General features: G+C 73.9%; 11 protein-coding genes. 4 read left to right on the top strand and 7 right to left on the bottom strand.

What is annotated here, in order from left to right:
• Positions 1 to 72 precede the first annotated feature (72 nt).
• Positions 73 to 1,140, top strand: coding sequence for a hypothetical protein (locus tag O7620_RS08025; protein WP_278122528.1), 1,068 nt, complete (start codon positions 73 to 75; stop codon positions 1,138 to 1,140).
• A gap of 290 nt (positions 1,141 to 1,430) precedes the next feature.
• Positions 1,431 to 2,636, top strand: a complete 1,206-nt coding sequence (locus O7620_RS08020; RefSeq protein ID WP_278122527.1) for a low temperature requirement protein A — start codon at positions 1,431 to 1,433, stop codon at positions 2,634 to 2,636.
• Between the two features lie 15 nt (positions 2,637 to 2,651).
• Here O7620_RS08020 and O7620_RS08015 read toward each other — a convergent pair whose 3' ends face one another.
• Together O7620_RS08015 and O7620_RS08010 are read right to left on the bottom strand one after the other, a co-directional pair.
• Positions 2,652 to 3,410: an Asp/Glu racemase gene (locus O7620_RS08015; RefSeq protein ID WP_278122526.1), complete on the bottom strand. Its 759-nt coding sequence runs from the start codon at positions 3,408 to 3,410 to the stop codon at positions 2,652 to 2,654.
• Positions 3,407 to 4,234: a hypothetical protein gene (locus tag O7620_RS08010; RefSeq protein ID WP_151492752.1), complete on the bottom strand. Its 828-nt coding sequence runs from the start codon at positions 4,232 to 4,234 to the stop codon at positions 3,407 to 3,409. The genes O7620_RS08015 and O7620_RS08010 overlap by 4 nt, the downstream gene beginning before the upstream one ends.
• 250 nt (positions 4,235 to 4,484) lie before the next feature.
• On the opposite strand from O7620_RS08010, the gene O7620_RS08005 reads away from it, so the two are divergent.
• Positions 4,485 to 4,691 (top strand): hypothetical protein, encoded by a 207-nt coding sequence (locus O7620_RS08005; RefSeq protein ID WP_007460667.1) that lies wholly within the window; start codon positions 4,485 to 4,487, stop codon positions 4,689 to 4,691.
• Between the two features lie 438 nt (positions 4,692 to 5,129).
• On the opposite strand, the gene O7620_RS08000 is transcribed toward O7620_RS08005, so the two are convergent.
• The 5 genes from O7620_RS08000 to O7620_RS07980 form a co-directional block, all read right to left on the bottom strand.
• The gene (locus O7620_RS08000; protein ID WP_278122525.1) at positions 5,130 to 6,632 is read right to left on the bottom strand and encodes a hypothetical protein; all 1,503 of its coding nucleotides are present in this window, start codon (positions 6,630 to 6,632) and stop codon (positions 5,130 to 5,132) included.
• A gap of 177 nt (positions 6,633 to 6,809) precedes the next feature.
• Entirely contained in the window at positions 6,810 to 8,906 is a 2,097-nt protein-coding gene (locus tag O7620_RS07995) for an amino acid transporter (protein WP_278122524.1), read from the bottom strand.
• A gap of 87 nt (positions 8,907 to 8,993) precedes the next feature.
• Positions 8,994 to 9,395: a hypothetical protein gene (locus tag O7620_RS07990; protein WP_278122523.1), complete on the bottom strand. Its 402-nt coding sequence runs from the start codon at positions 9,393 to 9,395 to the stop codon at positions 8,994 to 8,996.
• A 378-nt stretch (positions 9,396 to 9,773) separates the two neighbouring features.
• Positions 9,774 to 10,544 carry a DUF5995 family protein gene (locus O7620_RS07985; protein WP_151493078.1) on the bottom strand — a complete coding sequence of 257 codons (771 nt, stop codon included), beginning with the start codon at positions 10,542 to 10,544 and terminating at the stop codon, positions 9,774 to 9,776.
• 134 nt (positions 10,545 to 10,678) lie between these two features.
• Positions 10,679 to 13,579, bottom strand: a complete 2,901-nt coding sequence (locus O7620_RS07980; RefSeq protein WP_278122522.1) for a LuxR family transcriptional regulator — start codon at positions 13,577 to 13,579, stop codon at positions 10,679 to 10,681.
• Between the two features lie 193 nt (positions 13,580 to 13,772).
• Here O7620_RS07980 and O7620_RS07975 point away from each other — a divergent pair, with 193 nt between their 5' ends.
• Positions 13,773 to 15,983, top strand: a complete 2,211-nt coding sequence (locus O7620_RS07975; RefSeq protein WP_278122521.1) for an adenylate/guanylate cyclase domain-containing protein — start codon at positions 13,773 to 13,775, stop codon at positions 15,981 to 15,983.
• The last annotated feature ends 125 nt before the right edge of the window (positions 15,984 to 16,108 follow it).

The following is a 16,108-nucleotide window of genomic DNA, read 5'->3' as shown; positions in this document are numbered from 1 at the left end:
TTTTCTCGTGACTTTTCCGACGATGTGAGAGGGAGGTTCGCCGTGGCGTGGTCTATCGGACACTCGCTGATAGTGGTCCTGGCACTGTTGCTCGGCGTGGCGGCCGGGTGGTTGCTGCGCAGCCGGCGGGACAGCGGGCACAGTCCGTCGATCGTGGACGGTGATCCCGTCGTCGGCCTGGCCGACATCGCCACGCCGGCACCGCCGGCCACCACCGACGAGGCCCGCCCGGCGGCGACCATCGACCCGACGCCGACCGCCGTCGCCGACGAGCCGACGCCGGTCGACACCGTCAGCGCGCCGGCCGCGGTGACCACGCCGGACCGTCCCGCACCGGCGGACGCCGACACCACCGTCGACCCGGCCGACATGGCGCTGACCGAAGCGCCTCCGCCCGTACCCGCCGTCGACCCGGCCGACGCCACCGAGACCGCCGCGGCACCGGCACCCGAGCCGCTCGCGGCCGAGGAGCAGGCCGCCCCGGCCAGGGTCATCGCCCCCCGCCCGCCGGCGGACGACATCCCGTCCACCGACGCCCCGCACGCCGAGGCCACGCCCGTCGACACCACCCCGGCCGAGGCCACGCCCGTCGACACCACCCCGGCCGACACCACCCCGGCCGAGGCCACGCCGGTCGACACCACGCCGGCCGACACCACGCCGGACGAGGTCGCTCCGGCCGACACCACGCCGGCCGAGGTCGCTCCAGCCCACGCCATCGACGCCGAGCCCACGCCGGCCGAGGACGAGGGCAGCCCGGCCGTGGCCAGGGCGACCGACCCGACGCCGACGGCCGGCGCGGCGCCGGACGCCGACACGGAGCCGGTGCGGGCCACCCCGCCGGTACGTCCGCACTCCGACACCGTGCCCGACAGCACGGAGGTCGACTCGTCCGGCCCGGCCGACGACTTCCGCCGGATCCAGGGGGTCGGGCCGAAGATGGCGGCGGCGCTGCAGGCCGCCGGTGTGCGCACCTACGGCCAGCTCGGTGAGCTGGACGAGCCGGCGCTGCGGGACCTGATCCGTGCCGCCGGACTGCGTGCCGCGCCCGCACTGGCCACCTGGCCGCAGCAGGCCCGTGTGCTGGCCGGCGCCGGTGACGACGCCGTCGCCGTGCTGCCCGACCCGGGCCAGGGCTGAGCAAGGACGATCGAGCCCCCGGCGGCCGTCGAACGCGACGGTCGGCCGGGGGCTCGGCCGTTGTCGGCGCACCGACCGAGCACCGCCCCGGCGTGATCGACCCGCCGTCGCGGAAACCGCGCGCCATCGACCCGACCGGGACACCCCTACCGTCCGGGTACCGCGAGTCGATCATCCCCGGTCGGGAGAAAACCGGACGAAGCACGGGTGACGCCGAACGGTGCTCGCTACCGTCGGTCGAGGGTGGGCCGGACGGTCCGCCGCGTCGACCGGCACCTCAGGAGCGACCCGTGCACCTCGCCGCGCCGGAGCCCGGGTCCCCAAGGTCCCAACCCCCGGTCCGCGACCCGGAGGCCCCGCGCCGGGTGACACTGCTCGAACTCTTCTTCGACCTGGTGTACGTGGTGGCCCTCGCGCTCATCTCGCGGGGCATGGTCGAACAGCTCGACTGGCACCGAGCCGGGCAGGCACTGATCATGCTGGCCGCCGTCTGGTGGACCTGGACGATCACCACCCTGGTCACCGACCTGTACAACCCGGCCCGTACCGAGATCAAACTGCTGATCAGTGCCGTGATGTTCGGCGCGCTGCTGATGACCACGGCGATCCCGGAGGCGTTCAACGACCGAGGGCTCGTCTTCGCCGGCACCTACGTGGCGATCCACCTGGGACGCGGGCTGTTCCTCATGCCGGCCGTACGCCGCGAACCGCAGACCCAGCGTCGAGCGGCGCGCATCTTCGTCTGGTTCGTGGTGTCGGCGATCCCCTGGATCATCGGGGCGTTCGTCAGCGGGGACGCCCGGATCATCTGCTGGGCCATCGCGCTCGCCATCGACTACATCGGATTCCGGCTCGCGTACCCGGTGCCGGGGCTCGGGGTGGTGCCGGAGAAGCAGCGCAACGTGACCGCCGAGCACCTTTCCGAGCGCTACCAGCAGTTCTTCATCATCGCTCTCGGCGACGCCATCCTGACCATCGGCACCATGTTCAGCATGGAGCACAACGAGGCGGAGAACATCGGCGCCTTCGCGGTGGCGTTCCTGACCACCCTGTTGCTCTGGCGGATCTACGTGCACAAGTCCGGCCAACTGCTGCCGCAGGCCATCCAGGCGGCCCAGTCGCCGAGCAAGTTCCTGTTCAGCGCGCCGTACACCCATCTGTTGATGATCTCCGGCGTGGTGACCACGGCCTCGGGCTTCCACCTGGTGCTGCACGAACCGACCGGCCGGACGCCGCCGGCCTGGCTGGCGGTCATCCTCGGCGGCCCGGCCCTGTTCCTGGCCGGCCGGGCCTCCTTCGAGTACGAGGTGTTCAGCCGGGTGTCGTGGTCCCGGCCCGGCGGCGTGCTGGCCCTGCTGACCATCGCGCCCGGCGTTCTCTACCTGCCGCCGTTGGTCGCCTCCCTGGGCGCCATGCTGGTGCTCGCCGGCGTCGCCTACGCCGATTTCCGCCGCAGTCACGGCAAGCCGCCGGAGATGCCGGCCCCGCCGCACTGACACCGCCCGGCCGGCTCAGCGGGGCGTCGGCCCGGCCAGCAGCCGCCCGGCGTCCGGCACGTACGGCTCGACGCCGAGGCCGGTGAGCAGTTGGTGCACGGTGGCGGTGGCCGCCGTGAGCACCGGACGACCGAGGCGCGCCTCGACCTGCGGTACCGCCGCCAGCGACGGCAGCTGCACGCAGGCGGACAACACCACGGCGTCCACGTCGGTGACGTCCAGCCGCTCGGCCAGCTCCAGCAGTCGGGAGGTCGGGATCCGGCGCACGGCGACGTTGTCCGGCTCGCTGAGGCTCACCGCCTCGGTCACCGTGACGCCGTACCCGGCGAGGTACGCGACGACGGTCGCCGTCAACGGCGGCAGGTAGGGCGCGATCAGCGCCACCCGCCGGGCGCCCAGCGCCCGCAGTCCGGCGACGAGGGCGCCCGCACTGGTCACCACCGGCATGCCGTGCCCGGCCCGACCGGCGGCGCGACCCAACCGCAGCTCGGCCCGCTCGTGCGCGCCGGCGCCCGCGCACATCACCGCCACCAGGCAGGCGTACGCGAGCACGTCGCAGCGCGCATCGGCCAGCTCGGCGGCGCACCGCACGGCGGACCGGTTCATCCGGGCCAGCTCGTCGGGAGTCACCTGGTGCAGCCGCACCCGACTGGCGTGGGTGGTGAAGTGGACCGTCGGGTCGACCGTCTCGCGCCGGCGCAGCATCGCCGGGATCTCGGTCTCCATGGTGGTGTTCGAGCTGGGCACCACCAGGCCGATCCGGTAACCGGTCACACCAGCGCCCCCGCGTACCCCCGCACCTGCAACCGCCGACCGGCGGTGCCACCGAGACGCACCTGGAGGCCGAGCGGCGCGGCGGCCCGGCGGACCTCGTCCAGGTGCAGCGACCCGTGCCGGTCGACGGTGAGCACCGGCGGCTCCTCCAGCTCGCCGACGGGCGCGTGGAAGGAGAGCAGGGTGACCGAGGTGGTGAGGTAACCGGGGTAGGCGGCGCGGGCCGCGGCCTCGTCGGGGTGGGCGAGCACCACCAGGTCGTCGAGGTGCGCGAAGTCGGCGGCGAGGGCGCCCGCCTTCCAGTGCGCCGGCTCCTCGGCCGCGCCGGTGAGGTGCCGGGACCGGTTCGCCGAGGTGATGTAGAGGTGGTCCGACCCCGTCTCGGCGAGCGCCCGCTCGAAGAAGGCGTTGGACGGGCAGGTCAACCCGGGGGCGATCACCTGGGTGGTCCGCAGGCCCTCGTCGACCTGGGTGAGGTGCTCCGGCAACCGGTCCGCCGCCGGCCCGCGGAAGCCGAACGGCCCCGCGCCGTACAGCGCGTCCATCAGCGCACGCACCCGACCGGCCGGCAGCCGGGGCGAGATCCGCGACCAGTCGAACATCCCCGGGATCCGGCCGACCGCCGTGGTGATGCTGCCGACCTGCTGGATGGGACGACCCTTGGCCAGGTTGACCCGGCGGACCGTGGCCGCGTCCGGGCGGGTGACGATGACGTAGAAGTTGGCGAACGCCGCCGCGACGACCGCGCCGCGAGCGAGCGCACGGGCCGCGACCGCGACGTCCTCGGGGCGGTCGATGTACAGGGGCGGTGTCGGGGCGTCCATGAGTCCTCCTCGGCGGGGCCGTGAGGCAGTTCTACGTCCGGCGACCCGTACCAGGGCAGGGTCGGTCGTCGATCCGATAGCCGGCCCGCGCTACGCGGTGCGGGTGGCCGATGTCCGGGCGGTACCGACGGCGGCTGACACCGGCCGGACGGACGATCCGTGGGCCGACCCCGACAACCGTTTGGCCGCTCCCACGGATGGGGTACAACGCCTGCACCTCAGTTCTCACCACATTTCTCAGGAGGCAGCGATGCGCGGCACCTCGATACTCGGAGTCATCGTCGTGATCTGGCTGGTGATCGGCGCGATCGCCGGCGGCCAGCGCGGCTACTACAGCGGCGACGACACCAACTGCGCCGAGGCCGGTACGATCCTGGTCACCATCGTGGCCGGGCCCTTGAACTACATCGGCGCCAACCCCAAGGTCGACTGCAAGCTGCCCGAGCCGTCCAAGTAGGACGACCGTACGACGGCCCGTGCCCCTGGCCCGGGGCACGGGCCGTTGTGCGTCCGGTGCGGCCGCTCAGGTGTGGTAGACGACCAGGGCGCAACGGCCGCTGCCGTCGTCGGGGTGGGCGTAGCCCAGACAGACCCAGACCTCCGTCCAGCGGTACTGGGTGCCGCCGCTGGACTCCCAGTTCAGCTCGGCGGGCAGGCTGGTGGAGGTGTCGTCGACGGCGATCGGACCGGGTGTTCGGCCTGGTCACCCACCTGTTCGGATCTGGTCGGGACGGCCGGGCGCGGGCACCGCACACCCCGTACAGCGTCCTAGGAGGCTGGTGTGCGCATCCCGGATCGCGCTCGACCTGCTGAGCGTCCGTGAACACGGCGCCCGCCCGCCCGGACGATCGTCCGGGCGGGCGCGCTCAGGATGGATCCGTGCGCGGGTCGACGGTCAGCGGAAGCAGTGCGCGATCGGTACCGCGCTGCCCTCGCAGTTCGTCGGCTCGTTCTCGACGACCACGCTCTCGTCGTCGAGCTTGACCTGGGCGTGCTCGGCGAAGATGCCGCCGGGCTTCACCGAGGCCGCGTTGCCGGTGACCTTGCTGGTGTAGATCGCCACCGAGCCCGCAGCGGCGTAGACGCCGCCACCCTTGGACGTCGCGCCGACCGCCTCGTTGCCGGTCACGTCACTGCCCCGGACCAGCAGGTTCGCCTTCTCGGCGTAGATGCCGCCGCCGACGCCGTGGGTGGTGTTGCCCTCCACCACGCTGTCGTCCAGCGGCGTCAGGCCCTTCATGGTCGAGATGCCACCGCCGTTGACGGTGGAGGTGTTACCGCGGATGGTCATGGTGCGCATGACCAGCACGGCGTCGGAGTTCGCGGCGCCGCCGCCGACCTGGGCGGTGTTGTCCAGCAGCTCCGTGTCGGAGACCTTGGTACGCGCCGAGAAGCTGGCCAACCCGCCGCCCTGGGCCGCGCTGTTCTGCCGGAAGCTGGTGCTCTCCACGTCCGCCGCGCCCCGGTAGTTGCCGAGCCCACCGCCGTACGCGTTGGCGCTGTTGTGGTGGAACTCGGAGCGCTTCAGCGTCAGCACGCCGCCGTTGAGCAGGCCCCCGCCCTTGCCCGCGGCGCCGGAGGCGCTGTTGCCGACGAACGTGGAGTCGGTCACCACCATGTTCCCGTCGTTGAAGATCCCGCCGCCGCCACCCTCGGGGGACAGCGAGGTGCTCTGCGTGACGGTGACCCGCTCCACCACAGCGGTGGCGCCGTGCACCACGTGCACGCTGCCACCCTCGATGGCCGAGCGACCGTTGTGCAGTTCCATGTCGCGCAGGGTCAGCTCGCCACCGTCGCGGACGGTGAAGAAGCGGAAGGCGGCGGCCTGGGCGTCGCGGGCGATGGTGGCGCCCGCGCCGTCGATGGTGATGGGCTGGTAGATCACCGGCAGGCCGGCGGTGTCGTCGGCCGGGTTGTGCGGGGGCGCGTCGGCGTCACCGGGGGTCTCCGCGGCGTCGGCCGCCTCCCGCGCGTCGCGGATCCCGCCGTCGTACTGGTCGGTCTCGTGGAACGCCTCGGTGAGGACGTAGCGGCACTTGGGGGCGAGCCGCAGCTCCGCGCCGCCCTCGGCGTTGGCCGCGACCAGCGCCGCGATCAGCTTCGCCGAGTCGCACGGCACCGCCACGACGCCCCGCTTGCCGGTGCCCGGGGTGTCCGGGCGGGCGTGCTCGGCGTCGTCACGGTCACGCTGCGGATCGCGCCGGTCGTCGTCGTCCCGGGCCGCCGCGCTCAGCCGAGCCAGTCCCGGGAGGGAGAGGTCACGGTCGGCGGCGGCGGCGACGCCGGCGACGCCGGCCGCACTCGCGACCAGACTCCCGGCCAGCAAGCCGCCGGCTAAGACCCATCGGGACCGTCGCCTGGGTCGGGTCGCGCGGTCTCCCCTTCGGTACGTGGACATCAAGGTGCCTGCCTTCCTGCCTGCCTGCCTGACGTGACCGCGCCGATCCGGGCGCGGGGGGCTCGACGTGCCGCCGACCACCAAAGGTCACGATAGGGCCGCAATACGGACAGGAAGGTGTGAACGTGAATAGTGCTGCTATTCATCTTTAACCGGATCAGACACCGCAGTATTCGGTCAACCGCCGACGTGGATGCCGGGCCGGCGCAGCGGATCCCGCTCGGTACGGCGCAGGATCTCCCGCACCACCGGCGGGGTGTCGCCCCGGCCGAGGATGAGGTAGCGCAGCAGGTGCGCGATGGGACTTCCCTCGGACCACTCGAAGTGCGCGTGCGGCCGGACCCCGGTCGCGTCGCGCAGGGCGAGGAGGATCGCCGCGATCGCGTTGGGCGCCGCCGGGCTGCTGGCCCGCAGCACCCGGAAGCCGCCCACCCCGACCCCGTGCACCCGCAACACCTGACTGAACTCCGACGGGTCGACCACATCGATCTCCAGGAACAGCACGTCGGCCGCGCCGGGCACCGGGTTCATCCCCCGCTGCGCCCGCTCCTTGACGGTGTACTCCTTCACCGAGCCGCTCTGCCGCTTGTTCGCGATGAGGTGCAACTGCCCGTCATGTGCCAGCGACTCGGTGATGAACCGGCGGGCCGGCTCGTCGAACTCGATGCGCTCGGCACGCAGCTCGGTGGTCCGGGTGACCCGCGAGACCAGCGACACCGCGATGATGCCGAGGATGAACAACGCCGAGATCGTGATCCCGTCCGGTTGCTCGATGACGTTCTCCAGCAGCGCGTACAGCAGCACCAGGGTCAGCACGGTGAAGCCGATCGCGGCGGCGCGCTGGCGGTGCCGGGCCGCGGAGATGGTCACCGCCACCGCCCCGGACACCATCATCGCCAGGATGCCGGTCGCGTACGCCCCGGCCTGGGCGTTGACGTCGGCCCGGAAGGCGATCGTGATGGCGACGCTGACCACGGTGTAGACGATGACCACCGGCCGCACGGCGCGCGCCCACTCCGGCGCCATCCCGTACGACGGCAGGTAGCGCGGCACGATGTTGATCAGTCCGGCCATCGCCGAGGCGCCGGCGAACCAGAGGATGAGCACGCTGCTCACGTCGTAGACGGTGCCGAACACCTCGCCGAGGTTGGTGTGCGCGAGGAAGGCCAACGCCCGACCGTTCGCCGCGCCGCCCGGCCGGAACTCCTGCGCCGGGATGAGCGCCGTCGTCACGAACGTGGTCGAGACCAGGTACACCGACATGATCAACGCGGCGGTGGTGAGCAGCCGGCGGGTGTTGCGGATCCGGGCCGCCAGCCGGGCCGGCTTGTCCGGCCCGTCGGCCGACACCAGGGGCATCATGCTGACCCCCGTCTCGAACCCGGACAGGCCCAGCACCAGCAGCGGGAACGCCAGCACGGCCGTGAGCAGCACGTGGCCCGGCCCGGCGCCGCCGCTGGTCAGCGCGGCGGTCCAGTCCGACACGATCCGCGGGTCGGCGGCGATCCGGACCACCGCGTCCACCACAATCACCGCGTTGAGCAGCAGAAAGACGGCGACCAGTGGGATGGCCACCACCACCGCCTCGCGGAAGCCGAGCAGGAACACCCCGCCGAGGACGAGCAGCAGCACGACGGTGACCACGACCGGGACGGCGGAACCGTGCAGGGCGTCGGGCAGGTACGGATTCTCCAACAGGTGCACGGTGGCGTCGGCCGAGGAGAGGGTGATCGTGATGATCCAGGACGTCGCCACGAACCCGAGCAGGACGAGCACAAAGATCTTGCCCCGCCAGAACGGCAGCAACCGCTCCAGCATCGCCACCGACCCCTGCCCGTGCGGACTCTCCTGCGCCACCCGCCGGTACATCGGCAGCATGCCGAACAGGGTGAGCGCGACGATCAACAGGGTCGCCAGCGGCGACAACGCCCCGGCGGCGACCGCCGCGATGCCCGGCAGGTACGACAGGGTCGAGAAGTAGTCCACGCCGGTCAGGCACATCACCTGCCACCAGGCGTGCCGGCGGTTCTGTCCCTCGCCCGCCTCCGGGCCGGGAGGCTGCACCTGGTGCTGGAAGAGCCACCGGCGCAGCGGGCTGGCCGGCGGCGCGGCGCGGACCGGGCTGGGCACCCGATCGGGGACCACGACGCCCTGCCGGCCGCCCCGGTGCGGGCGGGCCGGGTCGCGGGCCGCCCGCAGCTCCGGGTCCGGCCCCGTCGGCGCGTGGCGGCGTCCGTTCCAGCGTCGCGGTTTCGCCCGGTGCTCGTCAGACATCGCCCGTCCTACCCTCGCAGGTTCTGCCCCGACGGTAGGCGGTAGCCCGCCGCCCGACCGGCCGAACCGGGCAGGCCGACGGCCTGCTCAGGGCAGATCCGGGTCGGCGAAAAGCCGGGCCAGGGCGGGCGGATCGGCGACCGTCACCGTGGCCGCCGGGTGTCGTAGCCACCCGGCGAGCGCCAGCGCCGGCACCGGCACGCCGAAGCGCACGCAGGCCCCGCCGGCCGTGCTGCTGCCGAAGGTCACTCCCCGGTCGGCCAGCGACACGTGCGGGCCGATCGCCCGCCACCAGCGGTACGGTCCGCTCACCTCGACCCCGGTCACGTTCTCCCGCCCGGTCCGCAACCGCCACGGCCCGTACCGGATCAGCAGCTCCCGGCCGGTGACCTCGACCCAGGCCGTCGCCGGCCGGACGCCCAGCACCGCCAGCGCCGGGCGGAACACCCGGTCGAAGCGGAACGGCAAGCGCGTCGCGGTGCCGCTCATGCCGCACCGGGGCGGACGGTGGGTCGCGGCACCGGGCCACCCGGCCGCAGGGGGCCGGGCCGCGCGGGCCGAGGTCGGGCGGCGGGCCGGCGCCGGGCCAGGACGGTCATGGCGCGGGCGTACCCCGTTCGGGCCGGCCGACACCCCCGATCTGGCGTCGTCGCCGTACCCCACCCGCCCGTCCCGCCCCCACCGCCGGCCGACACCCCCCGGGCCGGCCGACGGTGGCAGACGGTCGACACCCCCCGGGCCGACCGGCTGCTCCCCCGGCGGCCGGTGTGGCGGCCGGCCGCGCGGTGGGCGGAACTGGCGGGGCGGGACGCGCTCCCGCGCTCCGCCGCCCCCCACGGGGCGGAGCGCGGGAGCCCCCCGTCCCGGCTACTGAAGGAACGCCCCGAGGGGCGACAGCAGCAACCGGCCGAGCGCCGCGGCGTTGTCGTCCAGCCGCGTGCGCTCACACTCGTGGGCCTCCGGATCGTGCCGGCACCGCCAGATCTTCTGCGCGTTGCGCCACGCGACATCGCGGGTGTACTCGACCAGCTCCCCCTGGTACCAGTCGTCGATGTCGCCGTTGAGCATGTCGATGAGCAGCTGCCACCGCTCCAGGTAGCCCCGGCGCAGCCCGGGGATCTTGTCGGCGAAGATGTTGTTGATCTCTAGGTAGTCGTGGTGCTGGTCGCTGCCGTCGACCGGCTCCGACTCCAGGTGGTCGAACGTGGTCACCAACGCGAACGGCAGATCGAAGTTGATGTGCGCGTTGACACCCGCCGCCGCCGAGGGCAACGGCCGGGCGTCCGGCCCCCGCATCCGCTCGAACAGGCACGACCAGGCCTTCGGCGTACCCGGGCTGGAGTCGGTCCACATCCGCATCGCGTCGAAGTAGCGCGCCGCGAACTCGACGTCCAACCGGGAGAGGAACACCGGGTCGACGAAACGGTCGTCGTACAGGCCGTCCAGCACGCTGCTGGTGATGGTCAGGTAGAGCCTGTTGAAGTCGGCCAACGGGCAACTGTCCTCCAGCGGAGGCAGCCGCACCAGCAGGTCCTGAAGTTTGGTGAGGTGATCGACCACGGCCGGCACGTCCGCGGGATGGTCAGCGAGCAGGTCGACGATGTCCCGGTGCACGGGCCCCCAGACCGGTTCGGTCATCTCTCCTCCATGGTGGTCCGCGACACCCCCGTGCCGCCGTCGACGGGGCTCAGCCTCTCAGCCGACACCCGATCGCCGAATCAGTAGAACGACGTATCCCGGCGCGCACACGCGCCCGCTGACGGACCGGTCGGTCAGCCGCGCCGGTTGCGCAGGTGGATCGCGCTGGCCTGCACACGGGTACGGACCTGCACCTTGTCGAAGATGTGCGACACGTGCACGCCGATGGTCCGCTCGCTGATGAACAGCCGCTGCCCGATCTCCCTGTTGGTCAGCCCCTCGGCGACCAGGGCGAGCACCTCACGTTCGCGCACGGTGAGCGTTGCCAACTCGTCGTCGGTGGCCTCGCCGGCCGCGGCGCCCCGGCCGGTGTCGGTGTGCTCGCGCTCCTCCAGCGACACCCGGGCCCGCCCGGCCAGCTCGCGGATCTCGGAGGTCAACGGCACCGCGCCCAACCCCTGCGCCACCTGGTACGCCGCCCGCAGCAGCTTGCCCGCCGTGGCCACCCGGCTACGCCGGGCCAGCAGCGCCTCGGCCTGCCGCAGCCGCGAGTACGCCGCCGGATAGGGGTGGTTGCGCCGGTCCCACTCGGCGACCGAGGCCGCCCACAGCTCCGGATCGCTGCCGTCGAGGCGGCTCACCTCGGCGGCGCACAGCGCCAGGAACCCGTCCACCACCGACCGCACCGGCCCGGCCGCGGACGCGCTCTTGCGGGCCACCCGCTCGGCCACGTCCCGCAGCCGGCGTACCGCCGTCGGGTCCACCGCCACGCTCCGGCTGGCGTGCGCCTCGGCCTCGGCGCGCAGGCCGTGCCAGACCAGCGCGGACAGGATCGTCACGTCGTCGGAGCGACTCTCGGTCAGGCCGCGCTGCACCGCCTGCCGCGCCACGTCGTGCCGGCCCTCCCACATGGCCAGCCCGGAGCGCAGGGTGAGCAGCGGGATGACGTGTCGCGCCCCGCCGCCGGCGAGCAGCGTCGCCACCGCGTCGAGGTCCCGGCTGGCGGCGTCGATGTCGCCGTAGCCCACCGAGAGCCGGCACCGGGCCAGCAGCAGCTCGACGGCGTCCGCACCGGACGGTCGGTGCCGCAGCGCGGCGGCGACCACCTTCTCCGCCTCAGCCCACTGCCCCACCCGGAACAGCCCGTTGATCGCGATGGCCAGCAGTCGGGTCTCCCAGGTGCGGCCCAGACCCAGCTCGGCCACCCGCTCGGCGCCGCGGCGGGCCACGACCACACCCTCCTCGAGGATGTTCAGCGGACCGGTCAACAGCTCCGCCAGGTGGAGGTACGCGCACGCCACATCCTCGGGCTGGCCGGCGCGTTCGGCGGTGTCGAGGGCGTCGCGCATCACGGCGAGGCCGGCGTCCGGGTCCTCCAGGTAGGCGTCGCTGAAGCCCAGCGCCGAGCTGGCCAGGACGACCTCGGTGGCGGAGCCCTCGACGTCGACGGCCAACGCCAACGCCTCGCGGGCCCGCCGGCCGGCGTCGGCGTAGCGGCCCAGGTGCAGCAGCAGCTCGGCCAACCGCGCGGCGGCGGTGGCCCGGTCGCGCGGGGAGCAGTCCGCCGCCTCCAGCGCCCGCTGGTACTCCTCCTCGGCCAGCGCCGACCGCCCGGCGGCGGCCAGGTAGCGGGCCCGGCGGATGTGCAGCTCGCAGCTCGGCTCGCCGCCGCGCACGGCGACCAGCTCCTCCAGCAGGGCCAGCGCCCGGGCGTGCTCCCCACAGTGGTGCGCCGCCTCGGCCGCGTTGCCGAGCAGCTCGACCCGGTCCACCGCCAGCGAGCCGGAGTCTCCGGCCAGCTGCAACGCCGCCGACCAGTGCCGGTGCGCCTCGGCGTAACCGTGCAGCCGTTCGGCCTCCTGCGCGGCGGCCACCGCCGCCGGCAACGCCCGCGCCGGCTCGCCGGCCAGCCGCCAGTGGTGCGCCAGCCGGGCCTGGTGCAGCTCGCCCGGCGCGGCGGTCAACGCCTCGGCGTAGCGGCGGTGCAGCCCGGAACGCTCGGCCGGCAGCAACTCGTGCGCCAGCACCTCGGCGACGAGGCGGTGCCGCAGCCGGTACCCGTCGTCGGCGCCCACCAGCAGCCGGTGCGCCACCGCGGCGCGGGCCGCCTCGATCAGCTCGTCCTCGGGCAGCCGGAGCACCTCGGCCAGCAGCCAGTGCTGCACCGGTTCGACGCCGGCGGCCACCGCGTGCACCACCGCGTGGGCGTGCTGGGGAAGCGCGTCGACCCGGTCGAGGAAGATCTCGCGCAGAGTCTCGGACAGCCCGTCGCGGCCGTCGCGCAGGTCGCGGGCCAACTCCTCGATGACGAACGGGTTGCCGCCGCTGCGCTGCCACACCTGCTCGGCGGCCTCGGCGGGAAGCGTCCGGCCGACCACCGCCGCGGCGAGCTCCTCGGTGCCGGCGCGGTCCAGTGGTGCCAGGTCGAGCACCCGCACCGTCCGCAACCGACGCAGCTCGGTGAGGACCCGGCGCAGCGGATGCGCGCCCTGCAGCGACTCGGCGCGGACCGCCGCCAGCACCGACAGCTGAAGGTCACCCAGGCCGGCCAGCAGATAGAGCAGCAACTGCCGGGTGCTGCGGTCGACCCACTGCAGGTCGTCGAGGATCAGCACCAGCGGCCGACCCTCGGCGATCAGGTGCAGCCCCCGGGCGACCCGCTCCAGCAGCGCGCCCGCGCCGTCCGGGCCGGCGGTCTCGTCGGCGAACATCTGCAACAGCCCCCGCACCGCCGAGGACGTGCGGGCCCGCGACGCGGACAGGTCGGCGTCGAAGCGGCGCAACGCCTGCAGCAGCGGGTGCAGCGGTGAGGCGTCGCCGATGTCCAGGCAACTGCCGGTGAGCACCAGCGCGCCCTGGTCACGCAGCCGGTCGCCGATCTCGCCGAGCAGCCGGGTCTTGCCCACACCGCTCTCGCCGGTCAGGAAGACGGCGGCGGTCTGCCCGTGCGCGGCGTCACCGAGCAGCGCGGACTGAATCGTCCGCACCAGCTCGGCCCGACCCACGAGCGGTGCGGTGTCCACATCGCTGGCCATGGGACGCAGCCTAATCACAGGTCCCCGCACCGTTCTACGGCCATCTGCCGCTTGTGGTACTCCTCGCGTCGACATTGCGACTAAAGGTTGCGAGTGGCCGACATACGTCGTTCTGCCGATCCCCCGTCGGCCCAGGAATGCCAATCTCCAGGTCGTCAGCCGTCAGCGGGGGGAAAGGCCGGTGCGCTTACCCATGACCACCACCATCGTCGACGCGCAGCCGACTTCGGGCACGCACTGGCCGGTGCCGGAGGAGAGACGCACCGTCACCGTCCTCTTCGCCGACATCGTCGGCTCCACCGCGCTGGTGGACCGACTGGACCCGGAGGACGTGCGGGCGCTGCAACGGGCCTACTTCGACACCGTCGCCGCGGTGCTGCACCGCTGGCACGGGGTGGTCGAGAAGTACGTCGGCGACGCGGTCATGGCGCTCTTCGGCGCCCGGCACTCCGACGGCTTCGACGCGTACCGGGCGGTGCGCGCCGGACTGGAGATCCAGGCCGCACTGGACCGCCGGCCAATGGTCGGCGACGTCCGACTTCGCGTCCGCGTCGGTGTCGCCACCGGTGAGGTCGTCGTCGACCTGGGTGGCGCCGTCAGCGGCGGCCACGGCGTGGCCAGCGGCGCGGTGATCACCACCGCCGCCCGCCTGCAGGAGTACGCCCCACCCGGCGCCGTGGCGCTGTGCGCGACCACCGCCCGGGCCACCGCCGGGCTGATCGCCCAGCGCCCCCTCGCTCCGGTGCCGGTCGCCGGCCGGGTGCCCCCGATGCCGGTCTGGCACGCCGTCGGCCCGGTACGCGCCGGCACCGACCGGCACGACGGCCCGCTGATCGGCCGTCGCCGCGAACTGGCCACCCTCACCGACCAGGTGAGCCGGGCGATCCGCGAGCACCGGCCGCGCTGGGTGTCGCTGGTCGGGCCGAGCGGCAGCGGCCGCAGCCGGCTGCTGCACGAACTGACCCGGGCACTGCACACGGTGGACGGTCGCGCGGTGCACTGGTGCGTGGTGAGCTGCCCGCCGTACCCCGACCAGGTGTTGGCGCCGGTGGCGGAACTGCTGCGCGGCCTCGCCGGAATCCGGCACGGCGACGGCCCGGCGCTGGTCCGCGACCGGTTGGTCACCGCCCTGACGCCACTGCTCCCGCCGGCCGGGGTCGTGGAGGCGGTTCCGGCGTTGCAGCGGCTGCTGGCCACCCCGGACGGCTCGACCGAGGCGCTGGCCGGTGCGGCGATCTGCCGGGACGCCCTGCTGCGCCTGGCCGCCGTCCGGCCGCTGATCGTCGCCGTGGACGACGTGGACCGGGCCGCGCCCGAGGTGAGCCGGTTCCTGCACGCCCTGTTCACCGCGGCCACGACGCGCGGGTTGCCGCTGGCCGTGCTCACCGTGCACCAGCCGCAGTGGGCCGACACCCGACCCGGCCCTGCCCGACGGGTGGCGATCCGACCCCTGGCCACCGTGCAGTCCGGGCGGCTGCTGCGCCACCTGCTGACCCGGGCCGGTCAGCCGGTGGCCCTGGTCGACCGACTACTGCCACTGGTGGGCGGACGACCCGGGCACGCGGCCGCGTACGTGGCGTCGGTCGCGGCGGGCGCGGACCCGGTGGCGCTGCCCGAGGCGGTACGCCGTGCCGTGGGCGCGGAACTGGACCACCTCGACGGCGAGCGGCGGGCGGTCCTGATGGCCGCCGGCGTCCTCGGCGGCGTGATCTGCGGCGCGACGGTCGACCGGGTACTCGGCTGGCGGTCCGGCCGGTCCACACCGGCACTGCACGGCCTGGTCACCGCCGGGCTGCTGCTCCCCCGCCGCGCCGGCGGGTACGCGTTCGCCGCGCCCGCGCTGCGCCAGGTCGCCACCGAGCGGCTACCCCGTGCGCTAAGAGCCGTCTTCGCCCGCCGGGCGGCCGACGCCCCCCACCCCGACGCCGTCCGCCAGCCCGCCGCCCAGCCCGCCGCCCTGCCCGCCGCCCTGCCCGCCGTCCGCGGGGCCGCCGTCCGCGGGGCCGCCGTCCGCGCTGGCGCCGTTGGCGCCGATCGTGCTGCTGGCGTCGGCGTGGGTGGCTCGGCGGCGAGGGGCGGTGCGGTCGTGCGCCTCGACGCCGCTCGCGCCCGGGCCGGCCGTCTCGACGCGGTCTTCGCGGCACTGGGCCCGGCGCGGCCGGACGGTTCCACCGGCCCGGCGCCGCTGCGTCGGCGCGTGTCCACGCCGACGATGGCCACCCGGCCCGCCGTGCAGACCGTCGACAACAACGCTCCGCCCGGCTTCCGTCGGCTCCGGGCCGTCGCGTCGGCGGGCGACGTGCCGCCGACCCCGGGGGCAGCGTCGTCCGTGAGGTCGAGCAGTGCGGGCGGTCACTGGCCTCCGCCATTGATCCGCCCGGATGGCCTGGCCGCCTCCGCCTGAGGGTCCACCGGAGACCGTCGGCCTCCGTCGGTGCGTCGGACGTCCGGTGATCACTTGACGCCCAGAAGTCAATTCGACCCCTCAACGACTACCCAGCACTAAGTGATCGAGGGAATCCGGAACCT

The sequence above is a fragment of the Micromonospora sp. WMMD710 genome (genome assembly GCF_029626045.1).
Classification (GTDB): domain Bacteria; phylum Actinomycetota; class Actinomycetes; order Mycobacteriales; family Micromonosporaceae; genus Micromonospora.
The sequence above is the reverse complement of the archived record's forward strand: the minus strand, read 5'-3'. Positions and strand labels throughout refer to the sequence as shown.